This window comes from Streptosporangium sp. NPDC001559, assembly GCF_042893955.1.
Lineage (GTDB): Bacteria > Actinomycetota > Actinomycetes > Streptosporangiales > Streptosporangiaceae > Streptosporangium.
This window is the reverse complement of the sequence record NZ_JBIAVG010000002.1, coordinates 44,149-64,067: the sequence shown is the minus strand read 5'-3', so window position 1 is coordinate 64,067 and position 19,919 is coordinate 44,149. Positions and strand designations below refer to the sequence as shown.

The 19,919-nt window shown below is 71.5% G+C and carries 20 protein-coding genes; 8 read left to right on the top strand and 12 right to left on the bottom strand.

The features are described from left to right. Positions 1–325: 325 nt before the first annotated feature. From thiO to pknB, 4 genes are all read left to right on the top strand, one after another. Entirely contained in the window at positions 326–1,489 is a 1,164-nt protein-coding gene (thiO, locus tag ACFYY8_RS04360; protein WP_390037041.1) for a glycine oxidase ThiO, read from the top strand. Beyond that, a complete protein-coding gene (gene thiS, locus ACFYY8_RS04355) occupies positions 1,486–1,686 on the top strand; it encodes a sulfur carrier protein ThiS (RefSeq protein ID WP_352008926.1) in 201 nt (66 codons plus the stop codon). Before thiO ends, thiS begins: the two co-directional genes overlap by 4 nt. Before the next feature lie 5 nt (positions 1,687–1,691). Further along, the gene (locus ACFYY8_RS04350) at positions 1,692–2,474 is read left to right on the top strand and encodes a thiazole synthase (RefSeq protein WP_352008925.1); all 783 of its coding nucleotides are present in this window, start codon (positions 1,692–1,694) and stop codon (positions 2,472–2,474) included. A gap of 76 nt (positions 2,475–2,550) precedes the next feature. Further along, positions 2,551–4,533: a Stk1 family PASTA domain-containing Ser/Thr kinase gene (pknB, locus tag ACFYY8_RS04345; protein WP_390037039.1), complete on the top strand. Its 1,983-nt coding sequence runs from the start codon at positions 2,551–2,553 to the stop codon at positions 4,531–4,533. Between the two features lie 21 nt (positions 4,534–4,554). On the opposite strand, the gene ACFYY8_RS04340 is transcribed toward pknB, so the two are convergent. Further along, entirely contained in the window at positions 4,555–5,745 is a 1,191-nt protein-coding gene (locus ACFYY8_RS04340; protein ID WP_390037037.1) for a glycerate kinase, read from the bottom strand. Positions 5,746–5,888: 143 nt separating this feature from the next. Between ACFYY8_RS04340 and ACFYY8_RS04335 the strand changes: the two genes are divergently transcribed. Beyond that, entirely contained in the window at positions 5,889–6,746 is an 858-nt protein-coding gene (locus ACFYY8_RS04335; protein WP_390037035.1) for a deoxyribonuclease IV, read from the top strand. Positions 6,747–7,148: 402 nt separating this feature from the next. On the opposite strand, the gene ACFYY8_RS04330 is transcribed toward ACFYY8_RS04335, so the two are convergent. The 7 genes from ACFYY8_RS04330 to ACFYY8_RS04300 form a co-directional block, all read right to left on the bottom strand. Next, positions 7,149–8,780 carry a SulP family inorganic anion transporter gene (locus ACFYY8_RS04330; protein ID WP_390037993.1) on the bottom strand — a complete coding sequence of 544 codons (1,632 nt, stop codon included), beginning with the start codon at positions 8,778–8,780 and terminating at the stop codon, positions 7,149–7,151. A 56-nt stretch (positions 8,781–8,836) separates the two neighbouring features. Then, the gene (locus tag ACFYY8_RS04325; protein WP_390037033.1) at positions 8,837–9,184 is read right to left on the bottom strand and encodes an ArsR/SmtB family transcription factor; all 348 of its coding nucleotides are present in this window, start codon (positions 9,182–9,184) and stop codon (positions 8,837–8,839) included. Further along, complete coding sequence (locus tag ACFYY8_RS04320) at positions 9,184–9,381, bottom strand: hypothetical protein (protein WP_390037031.1); 198 nt, start codon at positions 9,379–9,381, stop codon at positions 9,184–9,186. Before ACFYY8_RS04320 ends, ACFYY8_RS04325 begins: the two co-directional genes overlap by 1 nt. Positions 9,382–9,484: 103 nt before the next feature. Continuing rightward, on the bottom strand, positions 9,485–9,916 hold the full coding sequence (locus tag ACFYY8_RS04315; RefSeq protein WP_390037029.1) for a ClpX C4-type zinc finger protein: 432 nt from the start codon (positions 9,914–9,916) through the stop codon (positions 9,485–9,487). Between the two features lie 84 nt (positions 9,917–10,000). After that, a complete protein-coding gene (locus tag ACFYY8_RS04310; RefSeq protein WP_390037027.1) occupies positions 10,001–10,759 on the bottom strand; it encodes a LytR/AlgR family response regulator transcription factor in 759 nt (252 codons plus the stop codon). A gap of 76 nt (positions 10,760–10,835) precedes the next feature. Next, a complete protein-coding gene (locus ACFYY8_RS04305) occupies positions 10,836–12,020 on the bottom strand; it encodes a histidine kinase (protein ID WP_390037025.1) in 1,185 nt (394 codons plus the stop codon). A 48-nt stretch (positions 12,021–12,068) separates the two neighbouring features. Then, positions 12,069–12,689: a sulfite oxidase-like oxidoreductase gene (locus tag ACFYY8_RS04300; RefSeq protein ID WP_390037023.1), complete on the bottom strand. Its 621-nt coding sequence runs from the start codon at positions 12,687–12,689 to the stop codon at positions 12,069–12,071. Positions 12,690–13,032: 343 nt separating this feature from the next. On the opposite strand from ACFYY8_RS04300, the gene aroF reads away from it, so the two are divergent. After that, on the top strand, positions 13,033–14,070 hold the full coding sequence (gene aroF / locus ACFYY8_RS04295; protein WP_352008916.1) for a 3-deoxy-7-phosphoheptulonate synthase: 1,038 nt from the start codon (positions 13,033–13,035) through the stop codon (positions 14,068–14,070). Between the two features lie 117 nt (positions 14,071–14,187). Beyond that, positions 14,188–14,472 (top strand): YiaA/YiaB family inner membrane protein, encoded by a 285-nt coding sequence (locus ACFYY8_RS04290; RefSeq protein ID WP_184714681.1) that lies wholly within the window; start codon positions 14,188–14,190, stop codon positions 14,470–14,472. Between the two features lie 3 nt (positions 14,473–14,475). Here ACFYY8_RS04290 and thiI read toward each other — a convergent pair whose 3' ends face one another. The 3 genes from thiI to macS all read right to left on the bottom strand — a co-directional run bounded on the left by thiI (position 14,476) and on the right by macS (position 17,577). Then, positions 14,476–15,678, bottom strand: coding sequence for a tRNA uracil 4-sulfurtransferase ThiI (gene thiI, locus ACFYY8_RS04285; protein ID WP_390037020.1), 1,203 nt, complete (start codon positions 15,676–15,678; stop codon positions 14,476–14,478). 124 nt (positions 15,679–15,802) lie between these two features. Next, positions 15,803–16,441: a response regulator transcription factor gene (locus ACFYY8_RS04280; protein ID WP_352009455.1), complete on the bottom strand. Its 639-nt coding sequence runs from the start codon at positions 16,439–16,441 to the stop codon at positions 15,803–15,805. After that, positions 16,441–17,577 (bottom strand): MacS family sensor histidine kinase, encoded by a 1,137-nt coding sequence (macS, locus tag ACFYY8_RS04275; protein ID WP_390037018.1) that lies wholly within the window; start codon positions 17,575–17,577, stop codon positions 16,441–16,443. Before macS ends, ACFYY8_RS04280 begins: the two co-directional genes overlap by 1 nt. Before the next feature lie 120 nt (positions 17,578–17,697). Here macS and ACFYY8_RS04270 point away from each other — a divergent pair, with 120 nt between their 5' ends. Further along, positions 17,698–18,594 carry an MHYT domain-containing protein gene (locus tag ACFYY8_RS04270; protein WP_390037016.1) on the top strand — a complete coding sequence of 299 codons (897 nt, stop codon included), beginning with the start codon at positions 17,698–17,700 and terminating at the stop codon, positions 18,592–18,594. A 189-nt stretch (positions 18,595–18,783) separates the two neighbouring features. Here ACFYY8_RS04270 and ACFYY8_RS04265 read toward each other — a convergent pair whose 3' ends face one another. Then, entirely contained in the window at positions 18,784–19,809 is a 1,026-nt protein-coding gene (locus tag ACFYY8_RS04265) for a 6-phosphofructokinase (RefSeq protein WP_390037014.1), read from the bottom strand. Between the last annotated feature and the right edge of the window lie 110 nt (positions 19,810–19,919).

Genomic DNA, 19,919 nt, shown 5'->3' with positions numbered 1-19,919 from the left:
TCACGAGCCTAAGCGCCCTGCCCGATCCTCTGCCATTAGCTGTTTGATAACGAAAACGGTATTTAGCTCGCATCCAACGCAGTGAGGGCGTCACCACAGCCCTTAAGGTGGAAGCGAGCAGACGCGCGGGAGCCCGGAGCGCACCGGGCTGAGAGGAGGGCTACGGGGCGACGCGGACCATCGAAAGCCAGTTGACGTGCTGATACACCGTGCCGGGCGCACGGGGCGCGCGTCCGGCGGCGATGATCCCGGCGTGACCGTCAGCGGCCCTCGACCGCCAGGAACCTGATCCGGGTCATGCCGGCGAAGGGAGCGGAGGGTACGAATGTCACACCACTTCGACGTGCTCGTCATCGGCGGAGGCGTCGCCGGACTCTCCGTGGCCTGGCGCGCGGCCAGGAGGGGGTCACGGGTGGCCGTGGCCGACCCCGACCCCGGCTCGGGGGCCTCGCACGCGGCGGCGGGCATGCTGGCGCCGGTCAGCGAGGTGACCTACACCGAGGAGCCCCTGCTGCGTCTCGGGCTGGCCTCCCTGTCCAGGTGGCCCGCCTTCGCCGCCGACCTGACCGAGGACGGCGGCCTCGACCTGGACTACCGGGCGCTGGGGACGCTCGACGTCGCCTTCGGCTCCGACGACCTGGCCGCGCTCGACGAGCTGGCCGCCTTCGTCGACAAGCTCGGCCTGCCCGCGGAACGGCTCACGGGCCGCGAGTGCCGCCGCCTGGAACCGATGCTCGCCCCGTCGGTGCGCGGCGGCCTGCTGGCCGGCGGCGACTCCTGGGTCGACCCGCGAAGGGTCGTCAAGGCGCTGCTGACGGCGCTGCAGCGGCGCGGCGGCGCGCTGGTCCGCTCCCGCGTCGCCGGGCTCACGACCGACGCCGCGGAGAAGGTCACCGGCGTACGGCTCGCCTCCGGCGAGACCATCGGCGCGGACCTGGTGGTCCTGGCCGCCGGCGCCTGGTCGGGCGGCCTTGAGGGGCTGCCGTCCGACGCGGTGCCACCGGTGCGGCCGGTCAAGGGGCAGATCATGCGGCTGCGTTCGGCCACCCCGATCCTGGGGCGGTGCGTGCGCGGCGTGGTGCACGGCTCCCCCGTCTACCTGGTGCCGCGCGGCGACGGGGAGGTGGTCGTCGGGGCGACCCAGGAGGAGATGGGCTTCGACACCCGGGTGACCGCGGGAGGCCTGTGGGAGCTGCTGCGTGACGCGCGGGAGCTCGTCCCCGGCGTCACCGAGCTCCAGGTCCACGACGTGGTCGCGGGCCTGCGCCCGGGCACCCCGGACAACCTGCCGCTGGTCGGGCCGTCGGCCGCCGCCGGTCTGTCGCTGGCCACCGGCCACCACAGAGGCGGCGTCCTGCTCGCCCCGCTCACCGCCGACCTTCTCTTCCCACCGTCCTCGTCCGAGGCGCGCTCCCCCGGCGTGCCGCCCGGCGAGGAGGACGAACTGCGGGCGATCTGCTCTCCACTGCGTTTCCAGGAGCACCGATGAACGTGACGATCAACGGAACCGCCCACGAGCTGCCCAGGGGGGCGACCGTGGCACTGGCCGTACAGCGGCTGACTGAGGCCAGGAGCGGCGTGGCCGTCGCGGTGAACGACGAGGTGGTCTCACGTGGCGCGTGGGACTCCACGACGCTCGCCGAGGCCGACCGGGTCGAGGTGCTCACCGCGGTGCAGGGAGGCTGAGGGACATGCTTGAGGACACACTGACGAACCCGGACGACGACCTGGTCATCGGCGGGGAGAAGTTCTCCTCGCGGCTCATCATGGGCACCGGGGGCGCCCCCTCGCTCGACGTCCTCGAACAGGCGCTGGCCGCCTCGGGCACCGAGCTGACCACGGTCGCGATGCGGCGCCTGGACCCGTCCGCGCGGGGCTCGGTGCTCGACGTGCTGCGCAGGCGCGGCATCAAGGTCCTGCCGAACACCGCGGGCTGCTTCACCGCGGGGGAGGCCGTGCTGACCGCGCGGCTGGCCAGGGAGGCCCTGGAGACGAACTGGGTGAAGCTGGAGGTCATCTCCGACGAGCGCACCCTGCTGCCCGACCCCATCGAGACCTTCGACGCCGCCGAACGGCTGGTCGCCGAGGGCTTCGTCGTGCTGCCCTACATCGGTGACGACCCCGCCCTGGCCCGCAGGCTCGAACAGGCCGGGTGCGCGGCGGTGATGCCGCTCGGCGCGCCGATCGGTTCCGGTCTGGGCGTCAGGAACCCGCACAACATCGAACTCATCGTGGAGGCGGCGGGCGTTCCGGTGATCCTCGACGCCGGGATCGGCACCGCGAGCGACGCGGCGCTGGCGATGGAGCTCGGCTGTGACGCCGTCCTGCTCGCGACCGCCGTGACCAGGGCGAGGCGTCCCGACCTGATGGCCCGCGCCATGCGTTCCGCGGTCGTCGCGGGCCGCACGGCCAGGGCCGCGGGCCGTATCCCGCGCCGCAGGTACGCCGAGGCGTCATCCCCCATGACTCCTTAGGGATCGGTCAACTTCTCCGCATCGGTTTCGAACACGCCGACCCTGCGGGCGCCAAATCGCCCGTAAACTCTGCCGGGTGGACACGACGCTTACGGACCCCCTGGTCGGGAAACTCCTCGACGGGCGTTACCGCGTCGAGTCCCGGATCGCCCGGGGCGGGATGGCGACCGTATACCTGGCTCTGGACGTCCGGCTCGACCGCACGGTCGCCGTGAAGGTGATGCACCGCACTCTCGCCGAGGACCCCGCGTTCGTGCGCAGGTTCATCGGCGAGGCCAAGTCGGTGGCGAGTTTGTCGCACCCCAACGTGGTGCACGTGTTCGACCAGGGCACGGACGGGGGCAACGTCTACCTGTCGATGGAGTACGTCCCCGGGCGCACCCTGCGCGACGTGCTCCGCGAGCGGGGCAGGCTGCCGGCCCGCGAGGCCCTGGAGGTCATGATCCCGGTCCTCGCCGCGCTGGGCGCCGCCCACCAGGCCGGGATGATCCACCGGGACGTCAAGCCGGAGAACGTGCTGCTCGCCGACGACGGGCGGGTCAAGGTCGTGGACTTCGGCCTGGCCCGCGCGATCGAGGCGACGAACCAGACGCGCACCGGTGTCATGATCGGCACCATCGGCTACATGTCGCCCGAGCAGGTGACCTCCGGCTCCGCCGACGCCCGCAGCGACGTCTACTCCGCCGGGATCATGCTGTTCGAGCTGGTCACGGGGCGTCAGCCGTACGAGGGTGAGACGCCGATGTCGGTGGCCTACCGGCATGTCCACGACACCGTGCCCGCGCCCTCCTCGCTGTTGCCGGACATTCCGCCGTTGCTGGACACGCTGGTGGCCCAGGCGACGGCGCGCGACCCCGCGCTGCGCCCCGTGGACGCGACCGCGCTGCTGGTCGCCGCGGTCGAGGCGCACCGGACGCTGCCCAGGGACAGCGCTCCCGTGGCCGGGCACGCGGGGGGGCAGGCGACCGGGCCCACCGGAGGGCACACGGCCGCCGCCGGGTTCCGTCAGCCTCCCGCCGCCGCGGCGGGAGGCGTCAACCACACGCTGATCCAGCCACGGGGTGACCTGCTCACCGGTCCCGCGGCCGACCCGCACCCCCGCCCGCCCGCGCCCGCGCGCAGGGGGTTCCGGCCGAGCTGGTACCTCGTCGCGCTGGCCGTGGTGATGGTGATCGCGGTAGGGGTGACCGGCTGGCTGTTCTCCCAGAACACCACGATCGTCGTCCCGGTGCTCACCGGCAAGAACGTCAACGTCGCCCAGAGTGAGGCCAGGGCTCTCGGCTTCCTCGTCGAGATCGGCAAGCCGGAGAACGACGAGAAGGTGCAGAAGGGCAACGTGATCAGGACCGATCCGATCGCGGGCACCACGGTGGACAAGCAGTCCAAGATCGTCCTGTTCCCCTCCGACGGCCCCAAGAGGGTCGTGGTGCCCAACGTGATCGGCATGACCGAGGCCCAGGCGAGGTCGGATCTGGCGAGGGTGACGCTGACCGTCGACGACGTCAAGAAGCAGCCCAGCAACACCGTGCCCCGCGGGCAGGTCATGCGAACCGTCCCCGCCGTGGGCAACCGGGTCAAGGAGGGCACCAAGATCGACCTGCTGGTGAGCGCGGGCCTGGTCGCGCCCGACCTCAAGGGCATGCCCCGCGACCAGGCCGACGCCCTCCTGCGCGGCGCGGGCTTCGTGCCCGAGTTCGTCGAGCAGACCGACGCCGCCCAGCCCTGCACGGTCATCGCCCAGGACCCGCAGCCGGGCGCGGAGATCGACGCGGGCGCGACCATCAGGCTCACCGTGTCGCTGTGCAACAACCCCCAGTGGCACTGGCCCTGGGAGATCAACAACTCCGTGCCGGGAGACGACGGCGGAGACGTGGCCCAGCCCCTGGCCGTCGTCCCCAACGTGATGTTCAAGGACGTCAAGGCGGCGCGTGAGGAGCTTCGCGCCGCGGGGATGAAGGTGACCGTGCGCAAGGGGCTGGGCAGGGGCAGGGTCCTGGCCCAGCGCCCGCCGGGCGGCCAGCAGGTGCCGTCCGGGACCCAGGTCACCATCTGGCACTGATGGGCCTCCAGGCGGGCGGCGTCAGAGCCGTTCGCGCGCGACGGTCTCCGCGAGCCGTTCGAGCAGGGGGCCCGCCTCGGCCAGGCACACGGCCGGGTCGGGTTCGACGGCGGTGAGCGGATAGGCCGCCGTGATGCCCGCGGCGTTCAGCTCCTCCTCGCCGAGTTCGCAGCGGCCGCACACCGCGACGACCGGCACCCCCGCCTTCGCCGCCGCGGAGGCGACCCCGGCGGGCGCCTTGCCGCGCGGGGTCTGCTCGTCCAGCGCGCCCTCGCCGGTGATGACGAGGCGGGCGCCGTCGAGCCGCCGGTCGAAGCCGAGCAGGTCGAGCAGATACTCGATGCCGGGCCTGAAGGCGGCACGCAGGAAGGCCAGGGCCGCGAAGCCCGTTCCGCCCGCCGCGCCCGCGCCCGGCATGCCCGCCACACCCATGGAGCGGACGACGCCGTCGTGCTCGACGGCACCGGCCAGGCCGTGGGTGTGCGTGGCGACGGCGGCGAGCCTGGCCAGGGCCCGTTCCAGCGACTCCACCTCCTCGGGACCGGCGCCCTTCTGGGGGCCGTAGACGGCGGCGGCGCCGTACGGGCCGAGCAGGGGGTTGTCCACGTCACAGGCGACGACGAACTCGACGCCCTCCAGGGGAACGGTCCCCGAGGTGTCGATCCTGTCCAGTTCGCGCAGGGCGGCACCGCCTTCGGGCAGCTCCGCTCCCCCGGCGTCCAGGAAACGGACGCCGAGGGCCCGCATCATGCCCGTTCCGCCGTCGGTCGAGGCGCTGCCGCCGAGGCCGAGCACGATCCGGCGGGCTCCGCGCCGCAGGGCGTCGGCGACCAGTTCGCCGGTGCCGCGGGTGGTCGCGGTGAGGGGGGCGAAGCCGGGGCCGTCTCCCCGCCGGGGCAGTACGCGCAGTCCGGACGCCTCGGCCAGCTCCACGACCGCGGTCGGTCCTGGCTCGCCCTGGGCGGCCTCCCGCCAGGCGTAGGCGGCGCGCACCGGCTCTCCCGTGGGGCCCGCGACCTGGATCTCCACCCGGGTGAACCCGGCCGCGACGACGGCCTCGACGGTGCCGTCGCCACCGTCCGCGACCGGCAGCGTGACCACGGTGACACCGGGGCCCAGCCCTCTCGCCACGTGCGCGGCGACCTCGGCCGCGCTCAGCGACCCCTTGAACTTGTCCGGGGCGACGACGACGTGGCCCGGCGACTGAGACAACCCTGCTCCCCTGGGGCGAAGGACGGGCGGACGACGGCGTGCGCCGTGTTCCGCGTGATGGACGCCCATCATCACACCACGCCGCCGGGACATGGATGACGGGTGCGAATCCCCGGACGGGACACCCCTAGACTGGCTCCACCATGAGTTCCGTGTCCCTCATCGGCGGACACGTCTCCGTCGCCGGTGGCCTGGCCACGGGCGGCCTGCGGGCGGCCTCGGAGATCGGCGCCGAGGTGATCCAGGTGTTCGTCACCAATCCGCGCGGCTGGGCGCTCGCCGAGGGCGACCCCGCCGAGGACGCCCTGTTGCGTGAGTCCGGCATGCCGTGTTTCGTACACGCGCCCTACCTCGTCAACATGGGTTCCCCCAACCGGCAGACTCTGGACCGGTCGGCGGACACCGTACGGCACTGCCTCCGGCGGGCCCGCGCGATCGGCGCCCGGGGGGTGGTCGTCCACACCGGGTCCGCGGTGACCGACCCCCGTGAGAAGGCCCTGCGCAGGCTGCGTGAGCGTCTGCTCCCGCTGCTCGACGAGATCCCGGACGACGGCCCGGACCTGTTGCTCGAACCGATGGCGGGACAGGGCGCGATGCTCTGCGCGACCGTCCAGGATCTGGAGCCCTATCTCGCGGCCCTCGACTGGCATCCGAGGGCCCGTGTCTGCCTGGACACCTGTCATGCCTTCGCGGCCGGGCACGACCTGTCCACCTCCGCCGGCGTCGCCGAGACCCTCGACGCCCTGCACGGGTTCGCCCCCGGGCGTCTGGGGCTGGTCCACGCCAACGACTCCCTGGACGTGTGCGGTTCCAAGAAGGACCGGCACGCGAACATCGGCACGGGCCACATCGGCGTGCGGCCCTTCGGTCACCTGCTGTGTCATCCGGTGGTGGCGGGGGTGCCGGTCTGCGTCGAGACCCCCGGTTCCGCCGCCCGCCAGGACGTCGAGACGCTCAAGGGGCTCCGCCGGGCACCGGTGCCCTCGGGTCCCCGGGTGTGACGGGACGCCGCCGCCCGCAATCCGGCCGCCCCCGCGCGTGACCGGATCGCTCGGACCCGCCCCCGCGGGTCGGCGCGGGCGTCCCGTCACACCGGAGGCCGCCGGGCCCCCTTCCCCCCGGTTGGGGGCCCGGCAATGGGTGACCGCGCTTGGAGGTCACCTCGGGTTTCCGCGCACCAGGTGTTCTCGAGCCTTTCGGCCCTCTCCCCCTCTCCGGTGCCGCGGGTTTGGCTCTCCGACGTACGGAACACTAGAGGGGGTGCTCCGAGGACGACTCACCATTTTTTGACCAGCGCGATTAACGGTGCGTAGTCGTCGATGTACGGAGCGTTCCGAGACGACGAGCGGCAGGGCCCGGACGACGAGCGGTAGCCCCTCCTTGAGGACACGCCCCCCGGCCGGTCAGGCCGGTCCTGCGGCCAGCACCCCGGTGCGATGGAGATGGTCACGGGCCGCGGCGATGGCCTGCGGGGTGGTGGCGAAGACGTGTCCGGCCTCGTCGAGGTCCGCGATGACGCCCAGGGCGTTCAGCGGCTGGTGGTGGCCGTCACGGATGCCTGAGACGTAGACGGTGATGCCGCGCCGTCGCAGCCGCCCGATGGCGTCGGCCAGGACCAGGGCGCCGCTGGCGTCCACGGTGGTGACCCTGGACATGCGCAGAATGACCACCGAGACGTCGGCGACCTCCGACAGCTGCAGCAGGAAACGGTGGGCCGCGGCGAAGAACAGCGGTCCGTCCAGGCGGTAGGCGACGATGTGCTCGGCCAGCAGGGCGTGTTCCTCGTCGGTGTGGTCACCGGGCAGGTCGGGCCGCAGCGGCATGGCCTCAAGGCGGACGTCGCGGGCGACGGCCCGCAGCGCCAGTGCCCCGGCCACGACCAGGCCGAGGATGACCGCCTGGACCAGGTCGAGCGCCAGGGTGGCGACGGCGGTCAGCGCCAGCACCACGGCGTCGCCGCGGGTCGAGCGCAGCATGGCGACGACCGAGCCGACCTCGACCATCCGGATCGCGGTGGCCAGCAGCACCCCGGCCAGCGCGGCCAGCGGGATCCTGGCGACCAGCCCGGCCGCGGTGAACACGATCAGGCCCAGGATCACGGCGTGCGCCAGCGCGGCCAGCCGCGACCGGGCGCCTGAGCGGACGTTGACGGCGGTACGGGCGATCGCGCCGGTCGCCGGGACGCCGCCGAACATCGGCGCGAACACGTTGGCCAGTCCCTGCCCGAACAGCTCCCGGTCGGGGTCGTGCCGGTGGTTGACGCTCATTCCGTCGGCGACCGCGGCCGACAGCAGCGACTCAAGCCCGGCCAGCGCGGCCACCGCGACGGCCGGGGCCAGGAGCGACCCCAGGGCCGCGGGGTCGAGGAAGGACAGTGAGGGGGCGGGAAGCCCGGCGGGCAGTTCGCCGATCCGGCTCGCCTCGACCCCGGTCAGCTCGACCACGACGGTCGCGCCCGCCACGGCCAGCAGGGAGAAGGGGATGGTCGGCCGCCACCTGGCGCCCACGAGCATCGTCGCGACCACCCCGGCCGCGATCGCCGGGGCCCATCCGCCGGGGTCGGCGGCGAAGTCGAGTACGGCCCGCCAGGCCACGACCGTGACCTTCTCCCCCTCGGGGATCGGGACGCCAAGTGCCGCCGGGATCTGCTGGAGCCCGATCACGCAGGCGATGCCGAGGGTGAACCCCTCGACCACCGGGGCGGGTACCAGCGCCATGTACCGTCCGGCGCGGGCCAGCGCCAGCGCGACCAGCATCAGCCCGGCCATCACGCCGACGGTCAGCACTCCCGAGGCCCCGTGCTCGTGCACGATCGGCACCAGCACCACCGTCATCGCCCCGGTCGGGCCGGACACCTGCAGGCCGGATCCGCCGAAGAACGCGGCGACCGTGCCCGCGATCACCGCGGTGGCCAGCCCGGCCGCCGCGCCGAGTCCCGAGGAGATGCCGAAGCCGAGGGCCAGCGGCAGCGCCACGATCGCCACCGTCAGCCCGGCCAGCAGGTCCCTGCCAGGGCGGCGGGCCATCGCGGCCATGTCCGCCCTGCCGGGCAGCAGCGCGCGCAGGCGGCCACCCGGCGAAACCACCGTGTTCACGAGGTGCCGCTCCCCGCCCTGTCCCGCAGCAGTTCGTCGAGCAGTTCGTTCTGCCCGGTCAGCTTCTCCGTCAGGAGTTCGCGCGCCGCCCGCAGCAGGCCCGCGACGCGCCCACCGGCCAGCGCGTAGACCACGGTGCTGCCCTCGCGCTGCGCGGTGACCAGCCCGGAACGGCGCAGCACCGCCAGGTGCTGGGACAGGCCGGTCGGCTCGACCTCGATCTCGGCCAGCAGTTGCCGTACCGGCTTGGGGCCGTCCTGCAGCAGTTCCAGCACCCGGATGCGCACCGGGTGTCCCAGCAGCCGGAACAGCTCCGCCTTGGCCTCGTACAGCGGTACCGACATCACGAGTCCGCCTCCTCCTCGACCTGGGGACCGAGGTCGAGGCTCACTCCGTGTTCGCGGGCGAGACGCCGGACGTCCGCCCACTCGTTCTTGGCCGCCAGGCCGGCGTGCACGTCGTCGTCCTCACGGGCCTGCTGCAGGGCCTGCCAGGCCTGACGCGCCCGTTCTCTGATCGCCGCGGCGAAAGCCGTACTCACGTCATCCCCTCGGTCGCGGCGCGGCCCGGGGGACACACCTACGTAATTGCGAATTTTCGCAATTACGATACCTCGTGACCGGGCCGCCCCGGCCCGCGAGGGGTCACTCCTCGCCGGAGAAGCGCTCCCAGGCCGACTGACGCGTCATGCCCAGGGCGGCGCCGATCCTGGCCCAGGTGACCCCGCGCCCGCGCAGCCGCTCGATCCAGGCCCGCAGGTCGCCCTCGACCCTGGCGCTCGCCGCCGCGACGCGGGGCAGGTGGGCGAGGATCTCCTCCTCGGTCATGCCCTCGGGCCAGGGGATGCCGGGAACCTCCTCCTCCGGCTTCTCCTGCCCGCCGGCCCCACCGGGCTTTTCCGGCTCGCCCCGCTCGGCCGCGGGCGTGCGGGTCTCGGCGAGGATCGCGACGCAGAGGTCGACGCACTCGTTGCAGATGTAGACGCCGGGACCGGCGATCACCTTCTCCACCTCGGTCTTCGGCTTGGCGCAGAAGGAGCAGTGGATCTCCTGCTCGGCGAAAGACGTCACGGGCATACGGCCCTCCACGCGTATGGCTGTCAGGCCCACCCTGACAAGCGTCGCCGTGAGCCTACATCGTCAGGCAGCGCCTGACAAACATCAGCCGAGTGTCCCCTGGGAGGCCGGGCGGTCCTGGAGCTGACGGACGAGCCGCTCCCTGACCCGGCGGGTGTGGCGGCGGCTGACCGGCAGCGTCTCCGCGCCCACCCGCAGCGTCACCCGGCCGCCGTCGAAGTGCAGTTCGCTCACGTGCCGCGCGGAGACCAGCGTGCTGCGATGCACGCGTATGAAACCGGAGGACGCCCAGCGGCGTTCGAGCGCGGCCAGCGACATGCGCACCAGGTAGTCGCCGTCGACGGTGTGCAGCCGCACGTAGTCGCCCTTCGCCTTGGCGAACCTGACCGCCTGCTGGGGGACGAACCTGGTCTTGCCGCCGAGTTCGACCGGGATGACGTCGTCGATCTCCGGCCTGTCCGACGCCTGCGCGGCGCATTCGAGACGCCGTACGGCCTCCGCCAGCCGGTCGGGCCTGACGGGCTTGAGGAGGTAGTCGACCGCCTCGAGCTCGAAGGCCTGGACGGCGCAGTCCTCGTGCGCCGTGACGAACACCAGCCGGGGCGGGTTGGGAAAACCGCCGATGAGGCGGGCCATGTCGAGGCCGTCGAGGCCGGGCATCCTGATGTCGAGGAAGACTCCGTCGAGCCGTTCGCCCGCCCCGATCATCTGGACCATGTCCTGCAGCGCGTTCACCCCTCCCGAGGCGGTGAAGACGTGCTCGATGCGGGGGTCCTGACGCAGGAGGTAGGCCAGTTCCTCCAGCGCGGGGACCTCGTCGTCGACAGCCAGGACTCTCAACATGGCCCCACGCTGCCCGTTACGGCCGCCTTCTCGCAAGGGAAGAGGAAACTTAGCGTAACGAGATGACTACAATTAGCTATGCCCGGCAGGAGAGCTTGGGAAGGCGCAGCCGCACCTTGGTGCCCGCGCCGGGCGCGGTCTCCACCACGAGCCCGTAGTCCTCGCCGTAGATGTGGCGCAGCCGTACGTCCACGTTGGCCAGGCCTATTCCGCCCTCACCCCGCTCGTTCCGCGAGTCGTCGCCGAGCAGCAGCCTGGCCCGCTCCGGGTCCATGCCGAGCCCGTCGTCCTCAACGCTGACGTGCGCCTCGGAACCCGCGTCCGAGACCAGCACCCGCACCTCGCCGCACCCTCCGGTCGCGCCCATGCCGTGTTTGATGGCGTTCTCGACGAGCGGCTGCAGGCACAGGAACGGCACCGGGACCGAGAGCACCTCCGGGGCGACCCTGACGGTGAAACGGAGCCGCTCGCCGAACCTGGCGCGCTCCAGCAGCAGGTAGCGGTCGACGCAGTGCAGCTCGTCGGCGAGGGTGGTGAAGTCACGCTCGCGGCGCAGGGCGTATCTCGTGAAGTCGGCGAAGTCCATCAGCAGCTCGCGGGCCCGCTCCGGGTCCGTACGGACGAACGAGGCGATGGTGGTCAGCGAGTTGTAGATGAAGTGCGGGGAGATCTGCGCGCGCAGGGCCCTGGTCTCCGCCTCCATCGCACGCCGCCGTGAGGAGTCCAGCTCGGCCAGGTCGAGCTGGCACGACACCCAGCGGGCGACCTCGGTGACGGTCCTGACCAGTGCGGGGCCGACGGCCGAGTCGTAGGCGGCCAGCGCGCCGACGACCCGCCTGTCCACGGTGAGCGGGACGACGACCGCCCCCCTGATCGCGCATCCGGGGACGTCGCAGGACAGGGCGTGCCCGGTCACCACGCGCGGCCTGCCCGAGGCCAGGACCGCGCGGGCGTGGCCCGGGGCGTGCTCACGCTGGCAGTCCACCTCGCCGTCCCAGGCGAGCACGCCGTCCACGTCCGTAACCGCGATGGCGCCCGCGCCCAGCAGGGCGCGCAGGTGCCGGATCGTCTTGCGGGCCGAGTCGCGCGTCAGGCCCGCGCGCAGGGAGGGGGCCGCCAGTGCGGCGACGTGCAGGGTCGCGAAGGTGGCCTCGTCCGGTGAGCCGCCCGCGCGCCGGGGGAAGACGGGGGTACGGCCCGGCACAACGAATCCCAGGAGAGTCCTGACGGCGCAGAGCAGCGCCCAGACACTGGTCGACATGCGGGAAACCGTAGTCAAACCCGCCTGTCAATCAGGCAAGAACGCCGATCACGGCGGCCCTTCACCCGGTTCCTCCTGATAGGAGTAGCGCTGCTCCCGCCACGGATCGGCGACGTTGTGGTAACCGCGCTCCTCCCAGAAGCCGCGCCTGTCCTCCACGAGGTACTCGATGGCGCGCACCCACTTGACGCTCTTCCAGGCGTAGAGGTGGGGAACCAGGGCACGGACGGGGAAGCCGCGTTCCGGGGTGATCGGCTTGTCGCCGAGTTCGAGGGCGAACAACGTGTGATCGCGGGCGAAGTCGATCATCCGCACGTTGGCGCTGTAGCCGTACTCGGCCCAGATCATGACGTGCCTGACCTCGGGGGCCGGGGGGACCGCCTCCATCAGCGTGGCGGCCGACACACCGCGCCACTCGTTTCCCATCACCGAGAACTTGGTGACGCAGTGGAAGTCCGCGACGACGGTGGTGCGGGGCAGTTCGGAGAACTCGGGCCAGGTGAAGCTGCGCGGCTCCCCGGAGGCCGTGGCACCCATCACCTGCAGCCGCCAGGAGGCCGGCCGGAAGGTGGGCACCCTCCCGTAGTGGATCACCGGATAGCCCCGGGGAACGTACTGGCCGGGAGGCAGGCGCGCGTCCTCCCCCGGAGGTTCGGACTGCTCCACCATCACTCCTCCCGCCGTCGCGCCCCGATCACTCGGGGCAATCCTGCCATCGCGCGTCCACCGCCCTCGCGGCGGCCACCCGCTAACGCGTCGCCGGTGTCACCCGGCGTTCACGGGCCCGCCACGGTTCCCCGGCCCCTCGCCGTCGCCTCCCGGCGGTGCGCTACTATTGCCCGCGATGCGTACTGCGTTCTGGTTTTGGTATGGCGACGGACCCGTGGGTCGGACCGTTCGCCTCCAGGTGCTGCGCTAGACAGCCAGGCGAACGTGAAGGCCCCGGGTCCGGACAACGGACTCGGGGCCTTTCGTTTTCCCGGAACTTCCACCGGATCAGCGAAGGAGAGACATGGTCATCGTCATGGGGCCCGACGCCACACAGGGCGACATCGAGGCGATCGTGGAGATCATCGGCACCGCGGGCGGCGACGCCTTCGTCAGCCGTGGCGTCAGCCGTACGATCATCGGCCTCGTGGGCGACGTGGAGCAGTTCGGCGCGCTCAACCTGAAGGGCATGCGCGGAGTCGCCGAGGTGATGAGGGTGACGGCCCCCTACAAGCTCGTCAGCCGGGACAACCACCCCGAGCGCTCCACGGTCAGGGTCGGCGGCGTGCCGATCGGGCCGGGCCTGGTCACCCTGATCGCCGGCCCGTGCGCGGTCGAGACGCCACAGCAGACGCTCGACGCGGCGCTGATGGCCAAGGCCGCGGGGGCGACCCTGCTGCGCGGTGGCGCCTACAAGCCCCGCACCTCCCCCTACGCCTTCCAGGGGCTGGGCGAGGCGGGCCTGCGCATCCTCGCCGACGTGCGCGAGCAGACCGGGCTGCCCATCGTGACCGAGGTCGTGGACGCCCACGACGTCGAACTTGTCGCCTCCTACGCGGACATGTTGCAGATCGGCACCCGCAACGCGCAGAACTTCGCGCTGCTGCAGGCGGTCGGCGGGATCGGCAAGCCGGTCATGCTCAAGCGCGGCATGAACGCCACCATCGAGGAGTGGCTGATGGCGGCCGAGTACATCGCCCAGCGCGGCAACCTCGACATCGTGCTGTGTGAGCGCGGCATCCGCACCTTCGAGACGGCCACCCGCAACACCCTTGACGTCTCCGCGGTTCCGGTGGCCCAGCGGCTTTCCCACCTGCCGGTCATCATCGACCCGTCCCACTCGGGCGGGCGGCGTGACCTCGTGCTCCCGCTGACCCGGGCGGCCATCGCCGTCGGAGCGGACGGAGTGATCATCGATGTGCACCCGCAGCCCGAGCTGGCCCTGTGCGACGGCCCGCAGGCACTGGTCCAGAGTGATCTTGAGGAGCTCTCCGAGGTGATGCGCGCCCTGCCCCCGCTGCTCGGCAAGACGGCGACCGGCGACGCCCTCGCCACCGCCTGACGATCACCGGCGAGTACGGCCCGGCCCGTGGGCCGTACTCGCCAGTAGCATCGTACTCACCGGTAATTAAGTAGGAACACCCAGGCGCCGCGGCCCGTGGCCGGAGATCGTTGGGGCATGACCAAGACGATCCAGCCACGGCACACCGGCGCCTTCTACATCCAGTCGGTCCTGTCCTTCTGCGTCTCCGTCTCGGCGGTCGCCATCGGAGTCGCCTACCTCCCGGTCGAGGCCTGGGTTCGCGCCTTCCTCGGCATCGGCGTCCTGTATGTCGTCACCTCGGCCTTCACCCTGGCCAAGTGCGTGCGCGACCGTCAGGAGCTGACCGACGTCACCAGCCGCGTCGACCGGGCGCGGCTGGAGAAGCTCCTGACGGAGCACGACCCCTTCAAGCCCGTCTGAGCCTCACACCTGCAGCTTGTACTCCTGCAGGGAACCGGCCAGCTGCACGGCGAGCTCCTCGGCGTCCAGGCGCCGCTCGATCTGCTTCAGATCGGCGATCTTGGCGGCGGTCTCCGCCCTGCGGGGCGCCAGGAGCGTGCAGCAGTCCTCGTCGGGAAGCTCGGAGATCTCCAGGGTGCCGATGCGGCGGGCCTCCGCCATGATCTCCGTCTTGTCGAGGCCGATGAGCGGGCGCAGGATCGGCATGTCGACCGCGTCGTCCTGGGCGGTGATGTTCTGCAGCGTCTGGGAGGAGACCTGCCCCAGCGAGTCGCCGGTGACCAGCGCCCCGGCCCTGAGACGGCGGGCGACCTCCTCCGCGGTCTTGAGCATCAGGCGCCGCTGGGAGATGACCGCCAGCCGCTCCTGGCCCGAGGCCTTGATGGACTGCTGGGCCTTGCCGAAGGGGACGACCCACAGACGGGACCTGCCCTGGAACTTGTCCAGCGCCCTGGCCAGGGCGTACGCCTTGTAGATCGACTCCGAGGTGGTGAACGGGATGCCGGAGAAGTGCAGGAAGTCCACCCGCAGGCCCCGGCGCATCATCCGGTAGGCCGCGACCGGGGAGTCGATGCCGCCGGACATCAGCACCAGGCCCCTGCCGCTGGTTCCGACCGGAAGGCCGCCCTGGCCCGGCTGCCCGCCGGTGAAGACGAAGACCTCGTCACGGTCGACCTCGATGGAGACCACGAGCTGCGGGTTCTTCAGGTCGACCGGCAGGCCGTAGATGTCGTTGAGCTCGCCGCCCACGGTCCGGTCGAGCTGCATCGAGGTCAGCGGGAAGCGCTTGTCGCGGCGGCGTGAGCGGACCGCGAAGGAGACGCCCCGCCGGACGTCCTCCCGGTCGGCGAGCAGCTCGATCGCGGCCTTGGTGACCGCGGAGGGGTCCTTGGCGACCCGCCACGCGCGGTGGATCCAGACCAGGCCGGGCACGTTCCCGACGCGCTCGGCGACCACGTCGGCCCGTTCGACCCCCGAGCCCTCCGGCAGGAAGAGCGCGATGACCCCGTGACGCTGCCGCAGGTCGACCTTGAAGTCCAGGTCCTTGACGGAGGCCTTGATGTTGGACTGCAGGGTGCGTTCGAAGATCTCGCGGTTGTTTCCCTTGAGGACGACCTCGCCCAGTTTGAGCAGAACGCAGGGCTCTCCCAAGGCCGACATCGTCATGGCGTAACCTCCGGTGGAACTTCGAGGGGAAAGGGGCATACGGCACCGCCGTCACACGGCGGGGGCCCTCAGGACCGCGCCACAACGCCAAGTGTCGCGCGTTACCCGATAAAGACAACTCACTTTAGTCGCCCCCGGGACCGTCGAGCCCCCTCTCGATGGCGTAACGGATCAGCTGGGCCCGGTTGTGCAGCTGAAGCTTGTTCAGGGTGTTCTGGACGTGGTTCTGCACGGTCCTGTGTGACAGGACCAGACGCTCGGCGATCTGCCGGTAGGACAACCCCTTGGCGACCAGGCGGAGCACCTGCGTCTCCCGCTCGGTCAGCCGGGGACCGTCCGCGGGGACCGGCTGGGCGGCCAGCCTGCGGTACTCCCCCAGCACGAGCCCGGCCAGGCCCGGGGTGAAGACCGCGTCGCCCTGCGCGGTACGGCTGACCGCGTCGAGGAACTCCTGCCTGCTCGCCGACTTGAGCAGGTATCCGGAGGCGCCCGCCTTGACCGCCTCCAGCACGTCCTCCTGCTCACCGCTGGCAGACAGCACCAGGATGCGGGGCTGGGGGTCGTGCGCCGCCAGCCTCCTGGCCACCTCCACCCCGGACAGGTCCGGCAGCCGCAGGTCGAGGACGACCAGTTCGGGCCTGACCGCGGCCGCGGCCCTGAGCGCCTGAGCGCCCTCGCCGACCGTCGCCACGACCTCGTATCCCGCCTCGGTGAGGTCCCTGGCCACGCCGTCCCGCCACATCGGGTGGTCGTCAACCACCATCACGCGCATCCGCCAAGCCTAGACCGGACGGGGACGGACATCTCGATCTCCGTCCCCTCGCCGGGGGACGACATGATCGTGACCGTGCCGCCCAGGTCGGCGACGCGGCCCCTGATGGACTGGGCGACGCCGAGCCGCCCGGCCGCGGCGGCCTCCTCAAGGCGTCCGGCGGGGATGCCCGGCCCCTCGTCCCTGACCGTGACGGTGATCAGGCCTTCGTCGCTCTCGGCGAAGACCCAGGCGGGGGCCTGCGGTCCGCAGTGTCCCGCCACGTTGTCCAGGGCGGCGCCGACCGCCGCGGCCAGCTCCCTCGCGACGGCCTCGGGCAGGGGCATGGGGGTCGCGGGGACCGAGACGGTCACCGAGGCCGAGCCGTACGCCTGGAGCAGGACGCGCAGGTCGGCGACGCCGTCGCGGGGCGGCTCAGGGCGGAGCCTGACCAGCTCGCGCAGCGCGGCCTCCTGCTCGCCCGCGAGCCTGCCCAGCTCGGCGGCCTCCCCGCCGATCTCCTGGCCCCTGCGCTGGACCAGCGCCAGCACCTGCAGCACCGAGTCGTGGATGTCCCTGGCGATCCTGTCCCGCTCGCGCCCCGCGGCCTCGATCTCGATGGCCCGTTGCAGGCGCGCCTCGGCCCTCCTGGCGAGCTGGGCGACGTGCCCGACCAGGACCCCGGCGAGGAAGAGCAGCACGCTGCCGTTGATCGGCAGGTTCTCGAAGCCGACACCGGATCCGCGCAGGTCGTGCAGCCACAGGTCGGCCAGTGAGACGACCAGGGCCGCGACCGCCCCGGCGCGGCGCCCGCCGTACACGCCCCAGGCCAGTACGGCGCCGCCCATCCAGGTGCCGGTCACCGGCAGGCTGCCCGTCCGGTAGGCGCCCTGGACCAGCGGGGTGGCCAGCAGGCAGCCGAGCGTCACGACCATGTCGGCGGCCAGCAGCGTACGGCCGCGCAGCTCGGGCGAGGAGTAGGCGAAGGTCGCCACCGCGCTCCACAGCGCCATGACGCAGATCACCAGCCAGCCGGTCACCGGGTGGGCGTATCCGCCCGCGCGCAGCAGCAACAGGACCGCGTAGACCAGGGAGGCGACGCGGAAGACCGCGATGACCCGCCAGAACGGACCCTCGATCCCCGTCACTCCTGGACCTTATCGCCACCCGCAACCCTCCCTTCTCCTCCGCGAAACCCCCTCTTTTACGCACAACGACCAACAACTGTCATAATCCAACAAATCACCCACTGACTCAGAAATTGGAACATGTCCCACGTAGACCACTTCTCATATGGCCTGGTCACCCCCATCGCGGCCTATATCGTCTCGACCATCGGGTGCATGCTGGGCCTGGCGCTCACCGCCAAGGCACGGGCCGCGACCGGGGCCGCGCGGGCGCGCTGGCTGGTCGGCGGCGCCCTCTCCATCGGGGGCACCGGCATCTGGGTCATGCACTTCGTCGCCATGATGGGCTTCACCGTCGGCGGCAACCCCATCCGCTACGACGTGCTCCTGACGACCGTCTCCATGTTCCTGGCGGTCGTCATCGTCGGCGGCGGGCTCTTCCTGGTCTCCTCGAAGAACTACAGCGCGTCCCGGCTGGTGGTCAGCGGCATGGTCACCGGCGTCGGTGTGGCCGGGATGCACTATCTCGGCGTGTCCGCGATGAACATGTCGGCGACCGTCTACTACGACGTGACGCTGATCGCCCTGTCGGTCGTCATCGCCATGGTCGCCTCGACCGTGGCGCTCTGGTTCAGCGTCAAGACGGACGGGACGCTCGCCACCGCGGGCGCGGCCCTCATCATGGGTGTCGCGGTGTGCGGCATGCACTACGTCGGGATGTTCGCGATGGAGGTGCGCCCCCGCATCTCCCTGACGCCCGTCGAGGGCGCGCGCGGCATCGACTTCATGCTGCCGGTCCTGGGAGCGGTCAGCCTGCTGACGCTGGGCCTGCTGCTCGCCGTCATCCTGGCGCCCTCCGAGCAGGAGATGCGCACGGACGCCGAACTGCTGGCCCATCTGGAGAACCGCCGCGCCACCGCGCGTCACGCCGCGACCGCGGCGAGCGCCCCCGTCGCGCAGAACGCCATGCAGAACGCCGGGCAGAACGCCCCCGCCGAGCAGCGGCGCCCCTCCCTGTTCGACGCGCAGGACAGGTGATGTACGGCTTGCGCCCGGACGGGCCGCTGCTGAGGCGCAAGCCGTACATGGAGAGGTAGCGGATCGTCGCGCATCCGCGGCCCGACGTTACGGCCGGGGGGTTGCAGAACGTTTGCAGGCCAATACAAGGCGTGGGCGGCGCCCCGTCACCGGTGCGCCGCCCGTCGATCCCGCCGGTTTCCCCGCTCGTCAGCCGAAGAAGACCTCGGCCTCCTCGTAACGGCTGACCGGCACGGTCTTCAGCTCTCTGGTCGCCTCGTCGAGGCCGACGGAGACCACGTCCGTGCCGCGCAGCGCGACCATGGTCCCGAAGCGCCCCTCGTGCACCGCGTCGATGGCGTGCAGCCCGAACCGGGTGGCCAGCACCCGGTCGAAGGCCGTGGGTGTGCCGCCGCGCTGGATGTGCCCGAGGACCGTGGTCCTGGCCTCCTTGCCGGTGCGCTTCTCGATCTCCTTGGCGAGCATCTCGCCGATGCCGCCGAGGCGGACGTGCCCGAAGGAGTCGAGTTCGTTCGCCTGCAGGGTCATCTGCCCCTCGATCGGGTGCGCCCCCTCCGCGACCACGATGATCGGCGCGTAACGGGTCTTGAAACGTGACTCCACGTAGGCGCAGACCCGGTCGATGTCGAAGGGCTTCTCCGGGATGAGGATGACGTTCGCCCCGCCCGCCATGCCCGCGTGCAGGGCGATCCAGCCCGCGTGACGGCCCATGACCTCGCAGATCAGGGCACGATGATGGGACTCGGCGGTGGTGTGCAGCCGGTCGATCGCCTCGGTCGCGATGTTGACCGCGGTGTCGAAGCCGAAGGTGTAGTCGGTCGCGTTGAGGTCGTTGTCGATGGTCTTGGGCACTCCGACGACGTTGACGTCCTTGTCGAAGAGCTGCTTGGCGACGCCGAGGGTGTCCTCGCCGCCGATGGCGATGAGCGCGTCGACCCCGGTTGCGGCGAGGTTGTCCTTGATGCGCTCGACACCGCCGTCGATCTTGATCGGGTTGGTCCGCGACGAGCCGAGGATCGTCCCGCCGCGTGGCAGGATGCCCCGGACCGCCTGAACGTCCAACGGCATGGTCTCGCCTTCGAGCGGCCCTCGCCACCCGTCACGGAAACCGACGAACTCGTGACCGTAGACACTCACGCCCTTGCGCACTGCGGCGCGGATAACGGCGTTGAGGCCGGGGCAGTCGCCGCCCCCGGTAAGCACTCCAATACGCATGGCATCCTCCGGTGGTGGTTCCGAGGCAAGACGGCCAGACTTAAATGGGGTGACGCGGCCGGCGGTCGAGGGATTTTCGGACGCCGACGCAACGCATTCTGCCTGCCGAC

What these genes read in the sequence shown, in the direction of transcription:
- thiO (WP_390037041.1), top strand. Translation starts at nt 326, where the DNA reads ATGTCACACCACTTCGACGTGCTCGTCATCGGCGGAGGCGTCGCCGGA.
- thiS (WP_352008926.1), top strand. Translation starts at nt 1,486, where the DNA reads ATGAACGTGACGATCAACGGAACCGCCCACGAGCTGCCCAGGGGGGCG.
- ACFYY8_RS04350 (WP_352008925.1), top strand. Translation starts at nt 1,692, where the DNA reads ATGCTTGAGGACACACTGACGAACCCGGACGACGACCTGGTCATCGGC.
- ACFYY8_RS04335 (WP_390037035.1), top strand. Translation starts at nt 5,889, where the DNA reads ATGAGTTCCGTGTCCCTCATCGGCGGACACGTCTCCGTCGCCGGTGGC.
- ACFYY8_RS04330 (WP_390037993.1), bottom strand. Translation starts at nt 8,780, where the DNA reads ATGGCCGCGATGGCCCGCCGCCCTGGCAGGGACCTGCTGGCCGGGCTG.
- ACFYY8_RS04325 (WP_390037033.1), bottom strand. Translation starts at nt 9,184, where the DNA reads ATGTCGGTACCGCTGTACGAGGCCAAGGCGGAGCTGTTCCGGCTGCTG.
- ACFYY8_RS04315 (WP_390037029.1), bottom strand. Translation starts at nt 9,916, where the DNA reads ATGCCCGTGACGTCTTTCGCCGAGCAGGAGATCCACTGCTCCTTCTGC.
- ACFYY8_RS04310 (WP_390037027.1), bottom strand. Translation starts at nt 10,759, where the DNA reads ATGTTGAGAGTCCTGGCTGTCGACGACGAGGTCCCCGCGCTGGAGGAA.
- ACFYY8_RS04305 (WP_390037025.1), bottom strand. Translation starts at nt 12,020, where the DNA reads ATGTCGACCAGTGTCTGGGCGCTGCTCTGCGCCGTCAGGACTCTCCTG.
- ACFYY8_RS04300 (WP_390037023.1), bottom strand. Translation starts at nt 12,689, where the DNA reads ATGGTGGAGCAGTCCGAACCTCCGGGGGAGGACGCGCGCCTGCCTCCC.
- aroF (WP_352008916.1), top strand. Translation starts at nt 13,033, where the DNA reads ATGGTCATCGTCATGGGGCCCGACGCCACACAGGGCGACATCGAGGCG.
- ACFYY8_RS04290 (WP_184714681.1), top strand. Translation starts at nt 14,188, where the DNA reads ATGACCAAGACGATCCAGCCACGGCACACCGGCGCCTTCTACATCCAG.
- thiI (WP_390037020.1), bottom strand. Translation starts at nt 15,678, where the DNA reads ATGACGATGTCGGCCTTGGGAGAGCCCTGCGTTCTGCTCAAACTGGGC.
- ACFYY8_RS04280 (WP_352009455.1), bottom strand. Translation starts at nt 16,441, where the DNA reads ATGGTGGTTGACGACCACCCGATGTGGCGGGACGGCGTGGCCAGGGAC.
- ACFYY8_RS04270 (WP_390037016.1), top strand. Translation starts at nt 17,698, where the DNA reads ATGTCCCACGTAGACCACTTCTCATATGGCCTGGTCACCCCCATCGCG.
- ACFYY8_RS04265 (WP_390037014.1), bottom strand. Translation starts at nt 19,809, where the DNA reads ATGCGTATTGGAGTGCTTACCGGGGGCGGCGACTGCCCCGGCCTCAAC.